The 18,396-nt window shown below is 55.0% G+C and carries 16 protein-coding genes and 2 pseudogenes; 10 read left to right on the top strand and 8 right to left on the bottom strand.

Annotated features, from left to right (window positions below):
- The first annotated feature begins 5 nt into the window (after positions 1-5).
- Genes BVK86_RS18180 through pelG form a run of 4 tightly spaced genes read left to right on the top strand, consistent with a single transcriptional unit; the run spans position 6 to position 5,219 of the window.
- Entirely contained in the window at positions 6-1,370 is a 1,365-nt protein-coding gene (locus BVK86_RS18180) for a PelD GGDEF domain-containing protein (RefSeq protein WP_075947719.1), read from the top strand.
- Positions 1,348-2,337, top strand: a complete 990-nt coding sequence (locus BVK86_RS18175; RefSeq protein ID WP_075947718.1) for a HEAT repeat domain-containing protein — start codon at positions 1,348-1,350, stop codon at positions 2,335-2,337. Before BVK86_RS18180 ends, BVK86_RS18175 begins: the two co-directional genes overlap by 23 nt.
- Positions 2,334-3,848 (top strand): GT4 family glycosyltransferase PelF, encoded by a 1,515-nt coding sequence (gene pelF / locus BVK86_RS18170; RefSeq protein WP_075947717.1) that lies wholly within the window; start codon positions 2,334-2,336, stop codon positions 3,846-3,848. The genes BVK86_RS18175 and pelF overlap by 4 nt, the downstream gene beginning before the upstream one ends.
- The gene (gene pelG / locus BVK86_RS18165) at positions 3,849-5,219 is read left to right on the top strand and encodes an exopolysaccharide Pel transporter PelG (protein WP_075947716.1); all 1,371 of its coding nucleotides are present in this window, start codon (positions 3,849-3,851) and stop codon (positions 5,217-5,219) included.
- An 80-nt stretch (positions 5,220-5,299) separates the two neighbouring features.
- Here the strand turns inward: pelG and BVK86_RS18160 are convergent, their stop codons facing one another.
- From BVK86_RS18160 to BVK86_RS18150, 3 genes are all read right to left on the bottom strand, one after another.
- A complete protein-coding gene (locus BVK86_RS18160) occupies positions 5,300-5,767 on the bottom strand; it encodes a MarR family winged helix-turn-helix transcriptional regulator (RefSeq protein WP_075947715.1) in 468 nt (155 codons plus the stop codon).
- A gap of 173 nt (positions 5,768-5,940) precedes the next feature.
- Positions 5,941-6,393: an Ohr family peroxiredoxin gene (locus BVK86_RS18155; RefSeq protein WP_075947714.1), complete on the bottom strand. Its 453-nt coding sequence runs from the start codon at positions 6,391-6,393 to the stop codon at positions 5,941-5,943.
- Positions 6,394-7,994: 1,601 nt separating this feature from the next.
- Positions 7,995-8,321 (bottom strand): hypothetical protein, encoded by a 327-nt coding sequence (locus BVK86_RS18150; RefSeq protein WP_075947713.1) that lies wholly within the window; start codon positions 8,319-8,321, stop codon positions 7,995-7,997.
- 275 nt (positions 8,322-8,596) lie between these two features.
- Here BVK86_RS18150 and BVK86_RS18145 point away from each other — a divergent pair, with 275 nt between their 5' ends.
- The 5 genes and pseudogenes from BVK86_RS18145 to BVK86_RS30175 all read left to right on the top strand — a co-directional run.
- Entirely contained in the window at positions 8,597-8,791 is a 195-nt protein-coding gene (locus BVK86_RS18145) for a hypothetical protein (RefSeq protein WP_075947712.1), read from the top strand.
- A gap of 13 nt (positions 8,792-8,804) precedes the next feature.
- A complete protein-coding gene (locus BVK86_RS18140; RefSeq protein WP_075947711.1) occupies positions 8,805-10,562 on the top strand; it encodes a site-specific DNA-methyltransferase in 1,758 nt (585 codons plus the stop codon).
- Entirely contained in the window at positions 10,553-13,180 is a 2,628-nt protein-coding gene (locus BVK86_RS18135; RefSeq protein ID WP_075947710.1) for a DEAD/DEAH box helicase, read from the top strand. The genes BVK86_RS18140 and BVK86_RS18135 overlap by 10 nt, the downstream gene beginning before the upstream one ends.
- 437 nt (positions 13,181-13,617) lie before the next feature.
- Positions 13,618-14,235, top strand: a complete 618-nt coding sequence (locus BVK86_RS18130) for a MiaE family protein (protein WP_075947709.1) — start codon at positions 13,618-13,620, stop codon at positions 14,233-14,235.
- Positions 14,236-14,274: 39 nt separating this feature from the next.
- A pseudogene (locus BVK86_RS30175) lies at positions 14,275-14,437 on the top strand (D-hexose-6-phosphate mutarotase); the annotation flags it as partial.
- 30 nt (positions 14,438-14,467) lie between these two features.
- Here BVK86_RS30175 and BVK86_RS18125 read toward each other — a convergent pair.
- Both BVK86_RS18125 and BVK86_RS30565 read right to left on the bottom strand, forming a co-directional pair.
- Positions 14,468-15,328: a MurR/RpiR family transcriptional regulator gene (locus tag BVK86_RS18125; RefSeq protein WP_173668867.1), complete on the bottom strand. Its 861-nt coding sequence runs from the start codon at positions 15,326-15,328 to the stop codon at positions 14,468-14,470.
- A 302-nt stretch (positions 15,329-15,630) separates the two neighbouring features.
- Positions 15,631-15,708, bottom strand: a pseudogene (locus BVK86_RS30565) (4-hydroxyphenylacetate 3-monooxygenase reductase subunit); the annotation flags it as partial.
- A gap of 254 nt (positions 15,709-15,962) precedes the next feature.
- Between BVK86_RS30565 and BVK86_RS18120 the strand changes: the two are divergent.
- A complete protein-coding gene (locus BVK86_RS18120) occupies positions 15,963-16,577 on the top strand; it encodes a response regulator transcription factor (RefSeq protein WP_075947729.1) in 615 nt (204 codons plus the stop codon).
- Here BVK86_RS18120 and BVK86_RS18115 read toward each other — a convergent pair.
- The 3 genes from BVK86_RS18115 to BVK86_RS18105 all read right to left on the bottom strand — a co-directional run bounded on the left by BVK86_RS18115 (position 16,493) and on the right by BVK86_RS18105 (position 18,371).
- A complete protein-coding gene (locus BVK86_RS18115; protein WP_269458099.1) occupies positions 16,493-16,732 on the bottom strand; it encodes a HAMP domain-containing protein in 240 nt (79 codons plus the stop codon). The two genes, BVK86_RS18120 and BVK86_RS18115, sit on opposite strands and share 85 nt — an antisense overlap.
- A gap of 39 nt (positions 16,733-16,771) precedes the next feature.
- On the bottom strand, positions 16,772-17,269 hold the full coding sequence (locus BVK86_RS18110; RefSeq protein ID WP_075947707.1) for a JAB domain-containing protein: 498 nt from the start codon (positions 17,267-17,269) through the stop codon (positions 16,772-16,774).
- 133 nt (positions 17,270-17,402) lie between these two features.
- Positions 17,403-18,371 carry a DUF932 domain-containing protein gene (locus BVK86_RS18105; protein ID WP_075947706.1) on the bottom strand — a complete coding sequence of 323 codons (969 nt, stop codon included), beginning with the start codon at positions 18,369-18,371 and terminating at the stop codon, positions 17,403-17,405.
- Between the last annotated feature and the right edge of the window lie 25 nt (positions 18,372-18,396).

Here is an 18,396-nt window from a genome sequence, read left to right as displayed (position 1 = left end):
TTGCAATGAATTCTCCACACATGGATTACAGCCTGGCGCCTCGCGCCAGCGGCCTGGTGTCTTGGCTGGAAACGTTTTTGGTAACCGGCCTGACCATCGGCCTCGGTCTGTGGCTGACCCCACAAGACCCGATGCAAATGCACGGCGGGTTCCCCTGGACGATTCTGGCGCCGCTGCTGTTGGGTGTGCGTTACGGTTTTGTGCGCGGCCTGCTGAGCGCCGGTTTGTTGGTGCTGGCAGTCTTTGCCCTGCGCTACAGCGGCCATGCCGGTTATGAACAGCTTGAGCCGTCGTGGATTGTCGGCGTGCTGGTCTGCGGCATGCTGGTGGGCGAGGTTCGCGATCTGTGGGAACGACGTCTGGAGCGTCTGCAGATGGCCAACGATTATCGCCAGTACCGTCTCGATGAGTTCACCCGAGCGCATCAGATTCTGCGGGTCTCCCATGACCGTCTGGAACAGCGTGTGGCGGGCAGCGACCAAAGCTTGCGCAGCTCTCTGCTGGGCTTGCGCGAAAGACTGCGAGTCATGCCGGAGCAGGGCGATGCTCTGTTGGCCTTGGCTGACCCGATCGTCGCCGTGCTTGGACAATATGGCTCGCTGCGGGTGGCCGGGCTGTATCGGGTCGACGATCGCGGTGAGCGGGTGTTGCCTGCCCCATTGGCAACCATCGGCGTCATGGGCTCGCTGGACACCGAAGACGGTCTGGTCAAGTTGTGCCTGGAGCGCGGTGAGCTGGTGAGCGTGCGTCAGGAATTGATCGATGCCGGTGGCTCTGCGCAATTCTCGTCGTTGCAAGCGTGCATTCCGTTGATCGATGCCGAAGGGCGTCTGTTGGCGGTGCTGGCGGTGCGGCAGATGCCGTTCTTCGCCTTCCAGGACCGGACACTGAGCCTGCTGGCGCTGTTGGCCGGGCACATCGCCGACCTGCTGTTGCGTGACGTGCAAGTGCTGCAACTGGCGGATGCCGATGCGCAGCACTTCACGCTGCAACTCAAGCGCTCGCTGGTCGACGTTGAGCGGCATCAGTTGTCGGCCGGTCTGTTCGCCTTCGAGATGACCCGTCCCAACGAAGAGCTGACGCGTCTGCTGGAGCGCAGCCAGCGCGGTCTCGACTTGCACCTGCCGCTGCGCAACAACCGCGATCACCAGCTGCTGCTGGTGCTGCTGCCGTTGACCAGCCCGCAAGGCACCGAGGGCTATCTGTCGCGTATCAACCTGCTGGTGCATGAACACTTCGGCATTGAAAGTGACTTGGACAGCCTCGGAGTGCGGGTCATGCCTTACAACCTGGAGCCCGATGAACACAACGGGCTGCGTAACTTCCTGTTCAACGAGTGTGGCCTGAATGATCAGCAAGTGGCTGTTTAGCGGAGCCTTGTTGTTAGAGGCGGGCAGTTGGGCCAGCTTGTGGGCCGACGCGCCTGAACTGCACCAATTACTGGTGTTCACCCTCACTCATGGTCTGGCCTGCGTGTTGTTGTGCGCGGCAGTCTGGTTGCTGTTGCCGACGCGTTACCGCTCGCCTATGCCCTGGAGCCCACTGTTTATTTTCAGCCTGGCGTTCTTCGTGCCGGTGCTCGGTGCGGTCGGCGTGGTCGCGGCGATTTTCCCGGCGCTGTACCTGCCGCGCAAACGCGACAAGCAAGCCTGGCAAGCGGTGGGCATTCCAAGCCTGCCGTATCGTGCGCAGACAAATCTGCATTCGCCGATCTTTGCCGATGGCGGTTTGCAGGATGTCTTGCGTCACGCACCGGATCCGGATCAGCGCCTGGCCGCGTTGCTGGCCACCAGGCGCATGCCGGGCAAGGAAGCGGTGCCGATTCTCAAGCTGGCGCTGGGCGACCCGAGCGACGATGTGCGGCTGCTGGCGTATTCGATGCTCGACAAGCAGGAAAGCGACATCAACCTGCGCATCCAGATCGCCCTTGGCCAACTGCACGGCGCCACGACCAAAGCCGCCGGCGTGCTGCACGGCACGCTGGCGCGCTGGTATTGGGAGCTGGCGTACCTGGGGCTGGCGCAAGGCAGCGTACTCGAGCACGTCCTTAATCAAGCCAGTGAGCATGCCGAACAAGGTCTGCAAGCGGGTGAGGGCGGTGAGCTGTTTCTGTTGGCCGGGCGTATCGCCCTGGAACGCGGCGACATCGAGCGCGCCGAAGTGCTGCTGACCCAGGCCCAGGAAAACGGCATGGGCGCGGCGCAGATCCTGCCGTTTCACGCCGAACTGGCGTTCGAAGCCGGTCGTTACCATGAAATTCCGGGGTTGCTCGCAAGCCTTCCCGAGAAAACCCGCCAGCGACCACCCTTCGCTGATCTGGTGAGGAGCTGGACATGAGTCACAAGGAAGAGGCGCCGATCGCCGACATCTGCCTGCTGCTCGAAGGCACCTGGCCTTATGTGCGTGGCGGCGTGTCGAGCTGGATTCACCAGATGATCCTTGGCCTGCCGGAGCTGACGTTCTCGGTGATGTTCATCGGCGGGCAGCGTTCGGCCTATCCCGAACGGCGCTATCAAGTGCCGTCGAACGTGGTACATATCGAGGAGGTGTTCCTCGAAGACGCGACCCACACCACCGACACTCGGGGCACGCCGCGCAAGGCCGACCTGCAACAGCTGGAAGACCTGTATCGCTTCCTGCATCACCCGGACGCGCCTGAGCCGGCACTGGGCGAAAACCTGCTCGACTGCATCGCGCAAGGCCGACTGACCCTCGACGACGTGCTGCGCAGCCGCGCCAGTTGGGAGGCGTTGAGCGAAGGCTATCGCCTGCACTGCGCCGATCCGTCTTTCATCAACTATTTCTGGACCCTGCGCTCGATGCAGTCGCCGTTGCTGATGCTCGCCGAGTCGTCGCGCCGGATGCCGCGGGCGCGGATGCTGCATTCGATTTCCACCGGTTACGCCGGGCTGTTGGGCTGCATTCTCAAACAGCGCTGGAACTGCACGTACCTGCTCAGCGAGCACGGGATCTACACCAAGGAACGCAAGATCGACCTGGCCCAGGCCAGCTGGATCGCCGAGAGTTCCGGACAGGCGCTCAACCGCAGCCTCGATGCCGGCTCGGGTTACATCCGGACCTTGTGGGTGCGGTTTTTCGAGCGCATCGGCCAACTGACCTACAACAGCGCCGACAACATCATTTCGCTGTACGACGGCAACCGTCAGCGGCAAATCAAGGACGGTGCCGACCCGGTTCGCACCCAGGTCATTCCCAACGGTATCGACCTGCCGCAGTGGACCGCCGCGCTCGAATCCCGTGCCCCCGGCATTGCGCCGGTGGTGGGGTTGATCGGCCGCGTGGTGCCGATCAAGGACGTGAAGACTTTCCTGCGGGCCATGCGCGGCGTGATCAGCGCCATGCCCGAGGCCGAAGGCTGGATCGTCGGCCCGGAAGAGGAAGACCCGGAATACGTCAGCGAATGCCGCAGCCTGATGGCCAGCCTGGGGCTGGAGGGCAAGGTGCACTTCCTTGGCTTCCAGCGCATCCAGGACATCCTGCCCAAACTCGGGCTCATGGTCCTGACTTCGATCAGTGAGGCGCAACCGCTGGTGATCCTCGAGGCCTGGGCCGCTGGTACGCCGGTGGTCAGCAGTGATGTGGGCTCGTGCCGGGAAATGATCGAAGGCGGCAGCCCTGAAGACCGCGACCTCGGCCTGGCCGGTAAAGTCGTGGCCATTGCCGACCCGCAGGCCACCAGCGTGGCCATCCTCGAACTGCTACGCAGTCCGCAACGCTGGCAAGCGGCTCAGGCCAGCGGCCTGTTGCGGGTCAACCGTTACTACACCGAAGCCTTGATGCTGCAGCGTTATCGCGACTTGTATCAAGCCGCCATGGAGAAAAGTTAAATGGCCGGGATTGGCTTCGAACTCCGCAAGATCCTGTCGCGCGATTCCTACACCGCGACCTTGCATGCCTACGTCTACGCCGGGCTGATCAGCTCCGGGCCCTGGGTGCTGTCGATCATCAGCGTGATGCTGGTGGGTATCATCAGCCTGAGCCGTGTCGTGCCCAATACACTGGTGGGGCAGTTCCTGGTGACGGTCACCTATCTGATGGCCAGTTCGCTCATCCTGACGGGCGGTTTGCAGCTGTTCTTCACCCGGTTCGTTTCCGACCGGCTGTTTGAGAACAAGCACGACCAGATCCTGCCCAACCTGGTGGGTGTGCTGTTGATCGTCACCATCGGTGCCGGCGTCCTGGGTATCGTCGTGCTGAGCGTGTTGTTCGACCAGCCCCTGATGTACCGGCTGCTGGTGCTGTCGAACTTCGTGGTGCTGTGCAACCTGTGGATGGTGATCATCTTCCTCTCGGGGATGAAAGCGTATAACCGCATCCTCCTGGTGATGCTGGTGGGCTACACGCTGATGGTCATCAGTGCTTATCTGCTGAGCTTCCTGGGAATCGCGGGCCTGCTGTTGGCGTTGTTGATCGGGCACAGTACGCTGCTGTTCCTGTTTCTCTACGACATCCTGCGCGAATACCGTGCCGAGAAACTGGTGGCCTTCGATTTTCTTGACCGACGCCACGTGTTTGTCAGTCTTTTGGTGACCGGGTTCTTCTATAACTTTGGCATCTGGATCGACAAGTTCCTGTTCTGGTTCAACCCCGGCACTTCGAACACCGTCATCGGCCCACTGCGGGCCTCGATCCTGTACGACTTGCCGATCTTCCTCGCGTACCTGGCGATCATCCCCGGGATGGCGGTGTTCCTGGTGCGCATCGAAACCGATTTTGCCGAGTGGTATGACCGACTGTTCCGCGCGGTTCGCGAAGGCGAGACCTTGCAGCACATCAATTCGCTGAAGACCGAGATGACCTTGTCGATCCGTCAGGGCCTGCTGGAAATCTGCAAGGTGCAGGGGCTGACCGTGGTGCTGTTGTTCCTGTTCGCCCCGCGCTTGCTGGACTGGCTGGGCATCTCCAGTTATTACCTGCCGCTGTTCTACATCGACCTGATCGGCGTGAGCATCCAGGTGGTGTTCATGGCGTTGCTCAACGTGTTTTTCTACCTCGACAAGCGTGCCGTGGTGCTGGAACTGTGCGTGATCTTCGCGGTGCTGAACGCCGGGTTGACGCTACTGAGCATGCACCTTGGGCCGAGCTTCTTTGGCTACGGTTTCACCCTGTCGTTGCTGGTGTGCGTGTTGTTGGGGTTGCATCGGCTGTCCACCGCACTGGAAGACCTTGAGTACGACACCTTCATGTTGTCGCGCTGAAGCATTCTGGCGGTACAAAAAAGGCACTGCCGATGACCGGCAGTGCCTTTTTTTGTGGGCGTGGACCTGTCAGCGGTCACTTACTTTTCGTCGTGACGGTCTTTCGTCGTACGGATGAGGTTGTCGCGCAGTTTCACAATGGCCTGCTGGATTTGCACGAAATCGTCCGGATCAAGACCGGTTTGCGGGAAGCCTTCTTCCGTCAATCCCCCGCGCAGTTTCCGCCCTTCTTTCGTCAGGCTTATTCGCACCTGGCGCTCATCTTCCGGGTCGCGTTGGCGCAACAGATAGCCCATGGCCTCCAGTTTTTTCAGGATCGGCGTGAGGGTGTTGGATTCAAGAAACAGCTTTTCGCCAAGGCTGCCAACGGTCTGGTCATCCTGCTCCCACAGCGCAACCAGGGTGATGAATTGCGTATAGGTCAGGCCGAGTCGTTCGAGCATGGCCTTGTACGCCTTGCCGAAGGCGAGGTTGGAGGAATAGACCGCAAAGCACAGGAATTCGGAAAGCTTCAGGTCGAGGGCGGATGTCTTGTCGGCAGATTTCATGCGCAATCTCTCTGGGCAAAGACGGATGGAGTGCAAGGCCAGACTATACATCGCATGCGATGGTGTCGGAAGTGCTCATACCTTTGCAGGACTGTATCCACGGGTAACCAGTCCATGAAGCCGACGACCGGTCCACAGGGGGAAATACCCTTGGGGACCGGTTGTGGAGTGCCTTATGCAGTCTGGACGTTAATGGCGACATCGATATTGCCGCGTGTTGCCTTGGAGTACGGGCAGATCGAGTCGGCGATATGCGCCAGTTCGGTCGCGACGTCGTGTGCCAACCCCGGAACGCGCAGAGTCAAACGGGCCTGAAGGAAGTAGGCTGGCCCCGTCTGGCCAAGATCTACTTCGATGTCGACGGCGAGGTCTGCCGGCAGTGCGATGTTGCGCTCGGCGGCAACCAGGCCAACTGCTGCGGTGTAGCAGGCCGACCATGCCCCGGCGAACAATTGCTCGGCTTTCGGATGCGGTTGAGTGGCAGCAAACACGTGGGCCGGCTGGGCAGAACCGGGAGACGACAACTCGATGTCGAGGGTGCCGTTATGGCCGCGCGAGGTGATGCCGGCGCTGCTCAGGGTGGTGTGGGTTTTGCCGGTGGCCAGTACTTTTTCGATTTTGCTCATGGGATGATTCCTCAAGGTTGTTGACTGCGCTATCTAATCGTATGCGATATATATGCTGTAAAAAATGGACTTAGCAATCGGTTGCTGCAGTGATCCAGTTGTTGCCGTTGTGACCTTGGACAGCGCGAGCGGTGGTGGTGAACATGGTGTGGATGCTGGCGGTGTTCATGGTTGAATCTCCAAACGGCAATGGATCGATGTTGTTTATCGCTTTCGATTAAGTCGTATGCGATGGATTGATATTCTGCCAAAGCCCCAACGATGTCAAAGATTATTTTTCGCCAGGACGATAAGCGGTAGGAATGGGCATCGCGCGCGTCATCTGAAAAGTTGAGGGGCATTAGTGACCTGTGCTCGCCAACTGCGCGGAGTAGAGACTGTCGAGGCGGGGGAGAAAGCTGGAGGGGGTTACTGAATTTCAGGCACAAAAAAAGACGTCCGTGGACGTCTTTAGATGATGAAGTGGTGGGCCGGGGTAATCTGAATTGATTTCGTAAGCTTCTGATTTTATACGTTTTTTAATGTCTGTATTTTTTGCTTGGAATACTCTTTGGAATACCGAGTCCATTTGCAATGCTCTGAGGCGTGATCGGCCGAGCCGATGAGGTTCCTTCTGATCCGGAGGACTCGATCAAATGCCTTTAACGTTGGGATCGGCCCACAATCCCTCCAGCTCTAGCCATTCGGTTTTAGGTTAGCCCGGCTTGTAGGCGGCGTTATCGTTAGTTTTTACGTTATTTTACTGCGGTTTGTAGTGCTTTGAAATTTTGTCCCCCCATCATCGTTTTGCGTGCGCCTTACTGTTCAGTTCGAGATTGATGACTTTACGGTCTGTGTTTTCCCGCCGTCCGCAAGCTGATCGACTACCTCGCCAATCGCTTTGACGTGCTCAACGTGGATTGACGTCTCAAATTTGAATGCCTCGTCACCGGTCTCTCATCTGATATTCGGCTTGTACGCCTACCTGCGACTTGTTAACAGGGGTGTACAATCATCGGGCATTGCGCTCATTTCTATTCCGTCAATTCAGCGATGTTGGGTATCGCTGCGCTCAGCGCCATCCTACGATAAGTTTCTCACGGACCGCTTCTGGCCGAGGCTGTGTAAAAGCGTTTTTGACCAGCAACCTCGCACGAAAACAGTCAAAAGCTGCCGTTGGCCAACGGCGGAATTATCTTTGCATATTGTGTTGAAAAGACAGCTTTTCGTCGCCATACCGATGGGGCCCAGACGCAGTAATGGTTATTATGGCTACGCATGGAGTAAGAAATTCACTTCAGCAACGATCGATCTTTAGGTTAAAGCCGATCTTGCCGATGGAGGTAGCTGGAGGTCAATGGAAACTGTTGAAGCTGAGCTGGAGTTCTTAATACGCCAGGCTGGGCGATGGCCGTTATTTCAGACTGAAATACATTTCTATCGATCAGAGGAGGATCACCGCATAGCGGTGGCGAAGATCAGTGTTCTCTACCACTTCAGTTGTAACGGGTCTTGTAAGGTTTCGAACTTATAATGCTACTGATTTTCTTGTTCGCTGGTTTCAGCGCGGGCGAGGGTTGTTGCTCGAAGGAATTTCAAGGCGATGTATTATGGGGGAGTGTTTAATACTCGCTTGGTAATAAAAATGTCGTAGCCGAACGGTCGGCCTCTGTAATTACCCAGATAGTGGTATCAGGTCCTAGTACATATATAGAAAGAAGTCTGAAGCCGTGAATCAAAGCTTCATCATTGGATCGCGAATATTCGGGTAATACAGATCCCCAGTCGCCGCTTAGATGTCGCGACAATAGCGTGAAGACTGTAAGGTTTTTCTCTTCCATTGCTGCAAGTGCTTTGGGAGTGGCTAAAATTTTGCCAGGAGAAAATCTGTTTCTTTTTGGCCCTAGAATTGGCTTAGTAATAGCATCTGTCTTAGGTGAAATACTCATTTTTTATTACTCCTTTTGAAATCCGTAGCTGTGTCAAAAAGCTCGGATGCAGGGCGATACGTGGCCTTATGCGAGAGCTTCTGAGCGGGCTAGTGCTAGCGAGGTTGGATTGTGTGGTATCTGTGTTGGACCGGTGAGCGGGGGCGGAGACGTGCAGCTGGATCGATAGCGGGGCATACTCGACACTCCGGTTTTTCCTTGCTGGAGAGAAGTAGGGGCTAGATTAAATTTGCAAAACGCAGTACATTGGCAATACATCAAATCAGGGCTATCCCATGAAGCGTCTGAAGGACGAAACCATTTCGATCCGCACCTCTGGACACATTAAGCAGCTCTTGCGGATTTGTGCAGAGCGCGAACACCGCTCAGTCGCATCAATGATGGAAGTACTTATTCTTGCCTACGCGCGGCAGCAAGGCCTTGAGAATCACTCCGAATTGATCGCGGCGAGTAAATGTGACAAGAACTGAAATGAGAAATTGAATGCCAACTTTAAACTGGATAGGCAAAGAAGCAGTTGAGACACACCATAAAGAGATTCCGTTTCGTTTGATAGAGCCGGTACCTGAGTTGTCATGTGGTGATCATGAAAGTGGAAATCTTGTCGTTCAAGGGGATAATCTATTAGCTCTAAAAGCACTTCTGCCTAGGTTCGCTGGCCAAGTAAAATGCATCTATATCGACCCTCCCTATAACACGGGGAATGAGGGGTGGGTGTATAATGACAATGTTAACAGTCCTGAAATTCTCAAGTGGCTCGGAGAGACAGTTGGTAAAGAAGGGGAAACGCTGGATCGGCACGATCGCTGGTTATGCATGATGTATCCTCGGCTCCTTCTTTTGAAACAGTTTCTACGTGAAGACGGCGCGATATTTGTTTCTATCGATGATAACGAATTGGGTAATCTGCAGGCGTTAATGCGTGAGGTGTTCGGCGCGGGCAACGAAGTTGCCACTGTTGTCTGGGAAAAGGGTAAGAAGGGTGATTCTAAGCTCGTCTCGGTGACTCACGAATACATTGTGGCATTCGCTAGGAATAAGTCTCTTTTAAAAGCACAAAAAATCACCTGGCGTCGAAAGAAGCCAGGCGTCGAAGAGGTTCTTGAGTATTACAATAGTCTGCGCAAAAATAACGGTGAAGACCATGTGCAGATTAGAAAAGAGATGATGGCTTGGTACCGGGCAATGCCGAAAACAGACCCGCGCAAAGGCCATAAGCATTACAACTGGTCAGATAGCAAAGGGCTTTACTTTGCTGCAGATTTCGCAGGACCGGACGATGGGCGTGAAAATCGACCTCGTTATCCGATTCCCCACCCGATCACCAAACAGGACTGTGCAATGCCGTCTACTGGCTGGCGATGGGAAGAAGATACTACTAAGGCGGCACTGGCTGACGTCCCACCACGTATCCATTTCGGTAAGGATCACACTACGATCCCTAATCGTAAGAGTTACCTCTTCGAAGTAGATGAAGAGCCAATGATGAGCGTCATATACAAAGATGGGCGAGGCGCCACACTCGAAGTAGAGTCGATTTTGGGGGCAGGGGCGTTTCCCTTTCCTAAAGACTCGGAAGTAATTGCTGATTTGATCGGAATGGTTACGGAGCCTGGGGACATTGTTTTGGATAGCTTCGGGGGTTCCGGCACAACAGCTCACGCTGTTCTAAAAAGAAATCAACATCTCACTACCCCTTTGCGGTTCATTTTGATTGAGATTGAGAAAGATACCGCTGAGAATAAAACGAGAGAGCGCATCAAAAAAGCGGTTGAAGGCTTCACTCCACTTGCTGGAAAAAAGAAAACCCCTGTTCCTGGTCTTGGAGGTGGGTTTCAGTACTGTCAGCTATCAGAACAGACTCTGTTCCAAACCGATGGATTGATCCGTCCAGAGGTGCGTTTTGATCAGCTTGCGGAATTTGTGTGGTTTATGGAAACGGGTGTGGGTATATCACGATCGTCGTTGGTCGGACGAGTGCATCCAAGCCCGTTTTTGGGATTGTATAAAGGGCGTGCAGTGTTCCTGCTACACGGCAACATTCTAGATGACCAGCAGGGAGCCGACGGAAATGTATTGAACAGTCGGACGCTTGCATACTTGGCGGAGCTGTTACCCGATTTCGATGGCCCGCGGGTTATTTACGGTGCACGAACTCGTTTGGATAAAGCGAAACTTGCTAGGCTTAACATCACCTTCCATCAGCTCCCTTATGAATTGGCGATCAAGACATGGTTCTGAACAACAACGGGCTGAAAGATTATCAACATAAATTGTTGGATGCCTTCGCGGGCTTCCTCGCTCGTACGCGCGAACTGAAAAACCCCCAGCTTGCTTTCGCTGAGAGCACGGCTGCCCATTTTGGCCATGCACTAGCCTATCACCCGCTTCCGGGCGCAAGTTCAGTGCCCTATGTATGTTTGCGGGTACCAACGGGTGGGGGGAAGACCCGTATCGCTGGGCAAGCCATTAAGAGAGTAAATGAGTCCTTTCTTGCAACAGAGCACTCTCTAATTCTCTGGTTGGTGCCTTCGGATCCTATTCGCGAGCAAACTTTATACGCATTGAAGAATAGTGGGGAGTTACTTTATCAAGATATGCGCGATCTTTTTGGCGCAGTGCATGTCCTGGATATTAATGAGGCGCTTTATCTTCAACCGTCTACGTTGAATACAGGAAATACTATCATCGTAGCTACGATGCAAAGTTTTAAGAGGGACACTGACGACGGGTTACGAGTGAACCGGCAGAACGGGGCGCTGATGTCCCATTTTGACGGCGCATCAAGTGAACAAAAGGGTGATTGCTCGCTCATGGATGTTATCCGTCTACGGCGTCCCTTTGTCATTGTTGATGAGGCGCATAATCAGGGTACGCCTTTGGCCGTGGATACTTTAGTGCGGTTGGGGCCGTCTTGTATCCTTGAACTCACCGCCACGCCCGATCGCGCGAGCCAGCCGTCTAATGTTTTGCGCAGCGTTTCCGCCGCGACTTTGCAGGCGGAGGACATGCTAAAGCTTCCTCTGGAATTGGCGATCCATCCCGAATGGCGTGTTTCGCTGACAGAGGCGATTAGCCGAGTACGAAGCCTGGAAGCCGATGCTCAAGACGAGTTCAAGGTTACAGGGGAACTAATCAACCCTGTGGTTATGCTCATCCAGGCTGAGAGAAAATCGCAAGATAAGGAAACTTTTACACCAGAGCGCGTCAAAAAACACTTGATAGAAGACTTCCAAATTCCAGAGAGCTCTATTGCTATTGCAACCAGCGCACTTGACGAACTCTCTGGTAGAAAATTGGAAGACCCAGATTATCCTCAGTTTATTATTACTGTAGATAAGTTGCGCGAAGGCTGGGATTGTCCGTTTGCCTACGTATTATTTTCATTCCGGAACACGACTTCCGCTACTGCTGTTGAACAGGTTTTGGGACGTATTCTGCGCATGCCTCACGTTACGCGCAAGGAACGCGAGGCGCTTAATAGAAGTTACGCTTATGTGGTCTCCGGGGAGCTTGCTAGTACGGTTCAGGGGCTGCGAGATGGCTTGGTACAGAGTGGGTTCGAACGACTTGAAACTAAAAACCTAGTCGTCACTGCGATGGATGACAATCCGGTAGGGGATTTATTTGCTCCACAGGGCGATCTGACTATTTTGCTTCCTGAGGTAGGGGGAAGCGTAGCGCTACCATCATCTGAGGCAATGGAAGCGTTGCCTAAAACTATCCGAGAAAAGCTCGAAATCTCTCCTGAGACTGGGACACTGACGGTGAGGGGAGGAGCGAGCAGCGCGCATTTAAAGCAGATTGCTGATACGTTTAAACAACCCGACATGGCCAGGACGATACGTGAGCGATTTGATTCGCAGGTGGCAGTAGACAAAGAGCCGCATCAACCAGTGAAATCACCCGCCGAAGCCGGAGAGTCCGCTCGTGTCCCGTTGCTTAGTATTACTCAGTTCGGCTTTTTCGACGTTTTCGATGAGACGCCTTTGCTTGAGGCGGATTGGGAGATAGGCGAGTTTGATCCGAAACTCACTGAAGCGGAGTTCCGGCATGACGTTGAGGCAATGCGTCGGGCTTCGTTGACAATATCCCAACTGGAGAAGGTTGAATGTGATGTCTACGATCGGCTTGATAGTCAGCTTGCGCTCTTTGGGCAGGAGAAAGGGTGGCAGGTCACAGATTTAATTTATTGGCTTGATCGTAACCTTTACTTTCCCTACTCAGAAGGTGCTAGAAAAGCTGCTTGGTTGAACGCTGCTGTAACATACTTAATTGAGCAGCGAGGATTTACGTTGGATGAATTGGCCTATCGGAAGTTTCGCTTGCGGGGTGCCTTTGAGCGTAAGCTCGCTTCCGGATTGGTAGTTGCAAAACAGCGGGCTTTTGATGAGTTGTTTGGCGACGAATCTAGATTCGCGGTTCGCGACGAACACTCGGTGGTGTTTGAGCAAGGTCGTTACGGCTATGACACCCCGTATGTTGGATTTGTCCATCTTAAGAGGCATTTCTTCCGTGTGATCGGGAACCTTAAGGCCACCGGGGAAGAGTTCGAATGCGCAGAGTTCATCGCTAACCAACTTCCCGATGTTGAATGGTGGGTGCGAAATGTCGAGAAAAAGCCCTCAGCGTTTTGGCTTCAGACGGCTTCCGATCGATTTTATCCAGACTTTGTCGTTAAGATGAAAAACGGAATAATTTTGGTTGTTGAGTATAAGGGAGGGCACATTGCCAATACCCAGGATAGCAATGAGAAAAAACGGATTGGCGCCTTATGGGAGAAGCGTAGCGGTGGCCGCTGCCGCTTCGCTTGGGTAGAGAACAAAAACTGGCAATCGATCCGAGATGCCTTAGCTTGATCATGTGGCCAGTAATGTGAAGTATTTGGCAATACTTGCTGACGACACTCAGTAGTCTCGCTGGGTGTCTCAGCTGCGGAACTATGAAATCAGCTGCGATGCGGCAGATAGTGCGCGCTGTTGCAATGAAGCACCTTGACCAAACCACTTGGAGTCAATTATCAAGGCGTGATGCAACCTCTTGGTGATACTTCAGCCGGGCGAACGTGTTTTCTATCTGTCGATTGCGGTACAGCTCTATGAATGGGGGCTCATTCCGATGGCGCTGGTGTAACACTTGGAGGTCTCCTGAAAATGAAAAAGCATGGCGTTGCACAACTATTGTTGCTGCCCGCAAGCCGGGGCATTAATACATATCAACGTTTGCCGACTGGTGGTCTGCGGACAGGTCGGTATAATCGGCACCCTTCGTTTCGAACCTTTTTTCCGTGGGCCCCATGATCCTTCCAGAAATTCACGAATTCCTTGGCTGTCGCACCCCCGACGGCTGGGTTCAGGCCGCGCTGGCCGATCAGGAAACCTTGCTCATCGACCACAAGAACTGCGAATTCAAGGCCGCCAGCACCGCGCTGAGCCTGATTGCTAAATATCACTCCCACGTTGACCTGATCAACATGATGTCGCGGCTGGCCCGGGAAGAATTGGTTCACCACGAACAAGTGATGCGCCTGATGAAAAAGCGCAAAGTCGAGTTGCGGCAGTTGTCCGCCGGGCGTTACGCCTCGGGACTACGCAAAGTGGTGCGCAGTCACGAACCGGTCAAGCTGGTGGATACCCTGGTGGTCGGCGCGTTCATTGAGGCCCGCAGTTGCGAGCGTTTCGAGGCGCTGGTGCCACATCTGGATGAAGAACTGGGCAAGTTCTACTTCGGCTTGCTCACGAGCGAGGCCCGGCACTTCCAGAGTTATTTGAAACTGGCTTACCAATACGGAGAAGCCAAGGACATCACCCTGATGATCGACAAAGTTCGCGCTGCCGAGCAGGAGTTGATTGAGTCACCAGATGTGGAGTTTCGCTTTCACAGTGGTGTGCCGATGCTTGAGTTAGCCGCCTAACATTACGCCACCGGTCGATCCACTGGACACCTGGCTTTCGTGTTGCACCCGGTATGGGGGCACCGCCTTTGCTGGGAGGTGAGCTGGAACGAGATTTCAGAGTTTGTCTGCGTAGACGTGGCGAGCGGTGGCAAACATAGCCTGACTCTGGCGTCGTGGAAAGCTGGCGCTTTTGAGTTCGCAGGCGAGGGTTGGGGTTTGATGCAAGATCAAAATACCGCGGTTCAGCGTCCTAACTGAACTCATCCCCAATCGGATATCGACTGGCATTCAGACTTTCCTTGATCTTGCGCAAATGCGGCTGGAAATCCACGCCCCTGCGCAGGGTCATGCCGGTGGCGAGTACGTCCAGTACGGTCAACTGGATGATTCGCGAGGTCATCGGCATGTAGATGTCGGTGTCTTCCGGTAACGGGATGTTCAGGCTCAGGGTGCTGGCCTTGGCCAGAGGTGAGCTCTCGGCGGTCAGGCCAAGCACTGAAGCGCCGTTTTCACGGGCGATGTGCGCCACTTCCACTAGTTCGCGGGTACGGCCGGTGTAGGAAATGATCACGAATAATTCCCCGGTATGCGCCACCGACGCAATCATGCGCTGCATCAGCACATCGGCGTGGGCGGTCACGGCCAGGTTGAAGCGGAAAAACTTGTGCTGCGCATCCAAAGCCACCGGAGCCGAAGCGCCGAGGCCGAAGAAGTGGATCTGTCGGGCCTGGATCAACAGGTCGACGGCGCGGCTGATCAGGTTCGGGTCCAGCGCCTGTAAGGCACTGTCCAGCGAGGCGATGGCGCTGCCGAAAATCTTCTTGGTATAGGCTTCCGGATTGTCGTCGGCCTCGACTGCACGGCTGACGTATGCCGCGCCGCTGGCCAGGCTTTGGGCCAATTGCAGCTTGAGTTCGGGATAACCGCTGACGCCGAACGAGCGGCAGAAACGGTTGACCGTCGGTTCACTAACCGAGGCAGCCTGGGCGAGGGCGGCGATACTAAACCGGGTAGCCTGTTGTGGGTTGTGGAGGATCACCTCGGCGACTTTTCGCTCGGCCTTGTTCAGGTCTTCAAGGCGATTCTGGACTTGTTCCAGCAAATTTCGCACGCGGTCCATATACGTTTCCTTAATTCACCGGCGCCGATAAAGCGAGCGGCTAATGCATAAAGGGCCTTTGGTGAGGCCCATAACGGTGGCCTATCCTACTCATGGCCCCGACCTTCCACCACTCGGAATATGCACTTTGGATAAGTGTTGTGGTTTTACTACATTTTCTCTTGAGTGATGACTTAGAAAAAAGTTGTTTTTAGATTGATAAAAGAACGAACCTCATGCCTTTGATTACGGTTGAAGAGTGCCCCTTTGTCTTGTTAGGCGAGCTCGCCTTGCGCAGCTAGTATGGTGTGCTTGGTGGTGATGTTCACCGCGCCAGGCAGCTTCGCCATGGCGTGACGAAAGTCGATTTGCTGTTGGCTCAGATGGGGCATGCGGATCTCCCTTCGTTTAGGAGGACCGCCTTTGTGCGGTCCGTAGGTGATGGCGCAAGACTATGCCCGAACTCGGCGCTACCGATCTAACGATCCCTTGATGAGGTTGGCTTTTCGCTAGTCGACTAGGGGGTTTCTTTATCGCAAGAGCCGGCCACACCGCGTATTCTGCACACTGGCTCCAGAAAGATGCGCCGATGCGCGCCGTGCGTTCGCATGCGAAAAAATAATTAGAAATTTTCATGGCTGCCCCGATGGAAACTCGTAAACCGATTGTTTATATCGTCGACGACGACAAAGACCTGTGCTCCTCGCTGGCTTGGTTGCTGGAGTCGGTCAGCGTGCCGGCGCAGTGCTTTGCAGGCGCCGAAGAATTCCTCCGCCAGTACGACCCCATGCAACCAGCCTGTCTAGTGCTGGACGTGCGTATGCCGGAAACCAGCGGTTTCCAGTTGCGGGACATCCTTAACCAGCGCGGCAGCACCTTGCCGACCATTTTCGTCTCGGCCCACGGTGACATTTCAATGTCGGTGATGGCGATGAAGAATGGCGCGCTGGACTTCGTCGAGAAGCCTTACAACCCGCAACAGATGATCGATCGTATCCAGACTGCGCTGAAGTACGCCGTGCACGCCCAGGCCGATCAGGAGCAGCGCCAGCAACTGCAAGGCAAGCTGGGGCTGTTGACCAGTCGTGAACGTGAGGTGTTGATGCTGATGATTGATGGCAAGGCCAGCAAGGTGATAGCTCGGGAGCTGGGCATCAGCGTGAGGACTGTCGACGTCTACCGCACCAAGATCAAGGAAAAGATGGGCGTGACGAGCATCGCCATACTGGTGCGTGAGGTGCTGCAATTGCTCGCCAATTGAGTCGCCGAGCCCTGTATATTTTGCAGAGCATCGCGCAGCGTACTTTGCATCGTGCGCACAGACTGCTGAACCTGGGTGACCTCATCGTCACCGGTCACCTGAATCGCTTGGCTAAGATCGCCAGACGCCACTCGGGCCGCTGCATCCTTGAGCACCGCCAAGGGCAGTCTATTTGGACGATGTGAGCCTAGGCGTTACAGGTAACCTTGTTCGGCCAACGACACGCAACCTTGATGGCTCACCACTACATGATCCAATATTCGGGTGCCGATCATGTTGAAGGCGTTCCTGAGGGTGGTGGTCAGTATGCCATCTGCTTGACCGGGCTCCGGATCACCGCAAGGATGGTTATGCACCAGAATCACGGCCGCAGCGTTATGCTCCAAGGCGATCTTGACCACCTCCCTAGGGGACACGCATGCAACCTCCAATGCGCCCCTGAATAGTTCCTTAAAGCCAATAACGCGGTGCTCGGTATCGAGTAGTAACAAAGCAAGGACCTCGTAATCATGGAATTGCAGCAGCGTTTGTAGGTGGCTGATAACGAGTCTACTCTCAGTCAACGCCCGTCCTTTAGACAGACGATACATCGCGAGTTGTTGAGCCATCTGCAGGATGTCGGACTCGGTGACTGGTGATTCCATGACATAGGTGTCGGGCGTTTCCCCGGGGCTGAGCTTGGGATATTTCATGCTGATATTCCTATCCGAACGCGTGGATGCACTGGCGGGTGGGTGGCGCAGTACTGGAATGTGGGTGTTGGGATTAAATGATTCCGAACGCCCCTTTAGGCGAGAGCGCTCGGCAGTGCTGTGGCTCGATGGTTCACACAACGAGTTGTAAGGCTGCATTGAGTGCCTTCTGTTTGATTACTGCGCCTTGTCCAAACCATGCCGAATCCATTCGATACTCAGAGCTCCTGGCGCGTCTTTCATGATCCACGTATTCAGTCACGGCGTTTAGCAAGCCCCATGCTGTACCGCGAGCAGACTCCAAATCAGCTCCTTGGCCTTTACCTTCGTAAAGGTTTTGCACCTTCTCCATAGCTCGCTTGTTGGGCAGTACATTGGGAATGGGGTCATGGGCTCCGGTGTCGCATAGCACGTCCATAAAAAAGCCAAGGGCCTCTTTCGTCTGAACCTTGCGTTCGGCGAGGGCGCGCATCCGGTACATGAATTCGTCCCATTGCGAGACGGCGATGCCCAGTTGATTTTTTACAGTTCGCGGATCAAAGCGTGTGCTGTGCGAAACCTTGATGGCGTGACTGGCGCCGTTTAGGGAAATGCTCAAAGTGTTATTGCAGACCACGCGAACGGTGGTGGGGGTGGCGGTGGTCGCCAGTGTGCCATCGCAGGAAGTTGCCAGCAGCAGATAACCATTGACCCGATCATTGTCCTTCAGCGTTGTTGCCTGACCGGTTCTGGCGAGTGCCCAGAACTTGCGACCACCTTTGAGCACGCCAGCAGTTTCCAATTCGTAGCCCGAGAACTCCGTCAGGTCTCGGTAGAACTCCAGAACTTCACGAGGTTGCACTACCTGATAGCGATGCGAGACCACCGACAACGGTGCTTTGGTGTCGGAGCGATACAGCACCTTTTGTTCCGGGAACGAGTGAATGCTGCCCAGATGGCCAGCGGTATCGGCTTTGAAATGAACCGGGCTGTCCTGAATCTGCCAGTTCATGCCGGCTTCACGCTGCCAGACTTCCAGCGGCTGTTTCTCTGTAAGGCGACTGCCCAGGCCATGCCAGGGCGTAGCGCCAACGTAAGCCATTTGTTCGATGAGGTGTGCCATGGGAACTTCCTTTTCATAGGGGCAC

This window comes from Pseudomonas reinekei (assembly GCF_001945365.1).
GTDB lineage: Bacteria > Pseudomonadota > Gammaproteobacteria > Pseudomonadales > Pseudomonadaceae > Aquipseudomonas > Aquipseudomonas reinekei.
Note: the sequence above shows the minus strand (reverse complement) of the source record. Positions and strands in the feature narration are given on the sequence as shown.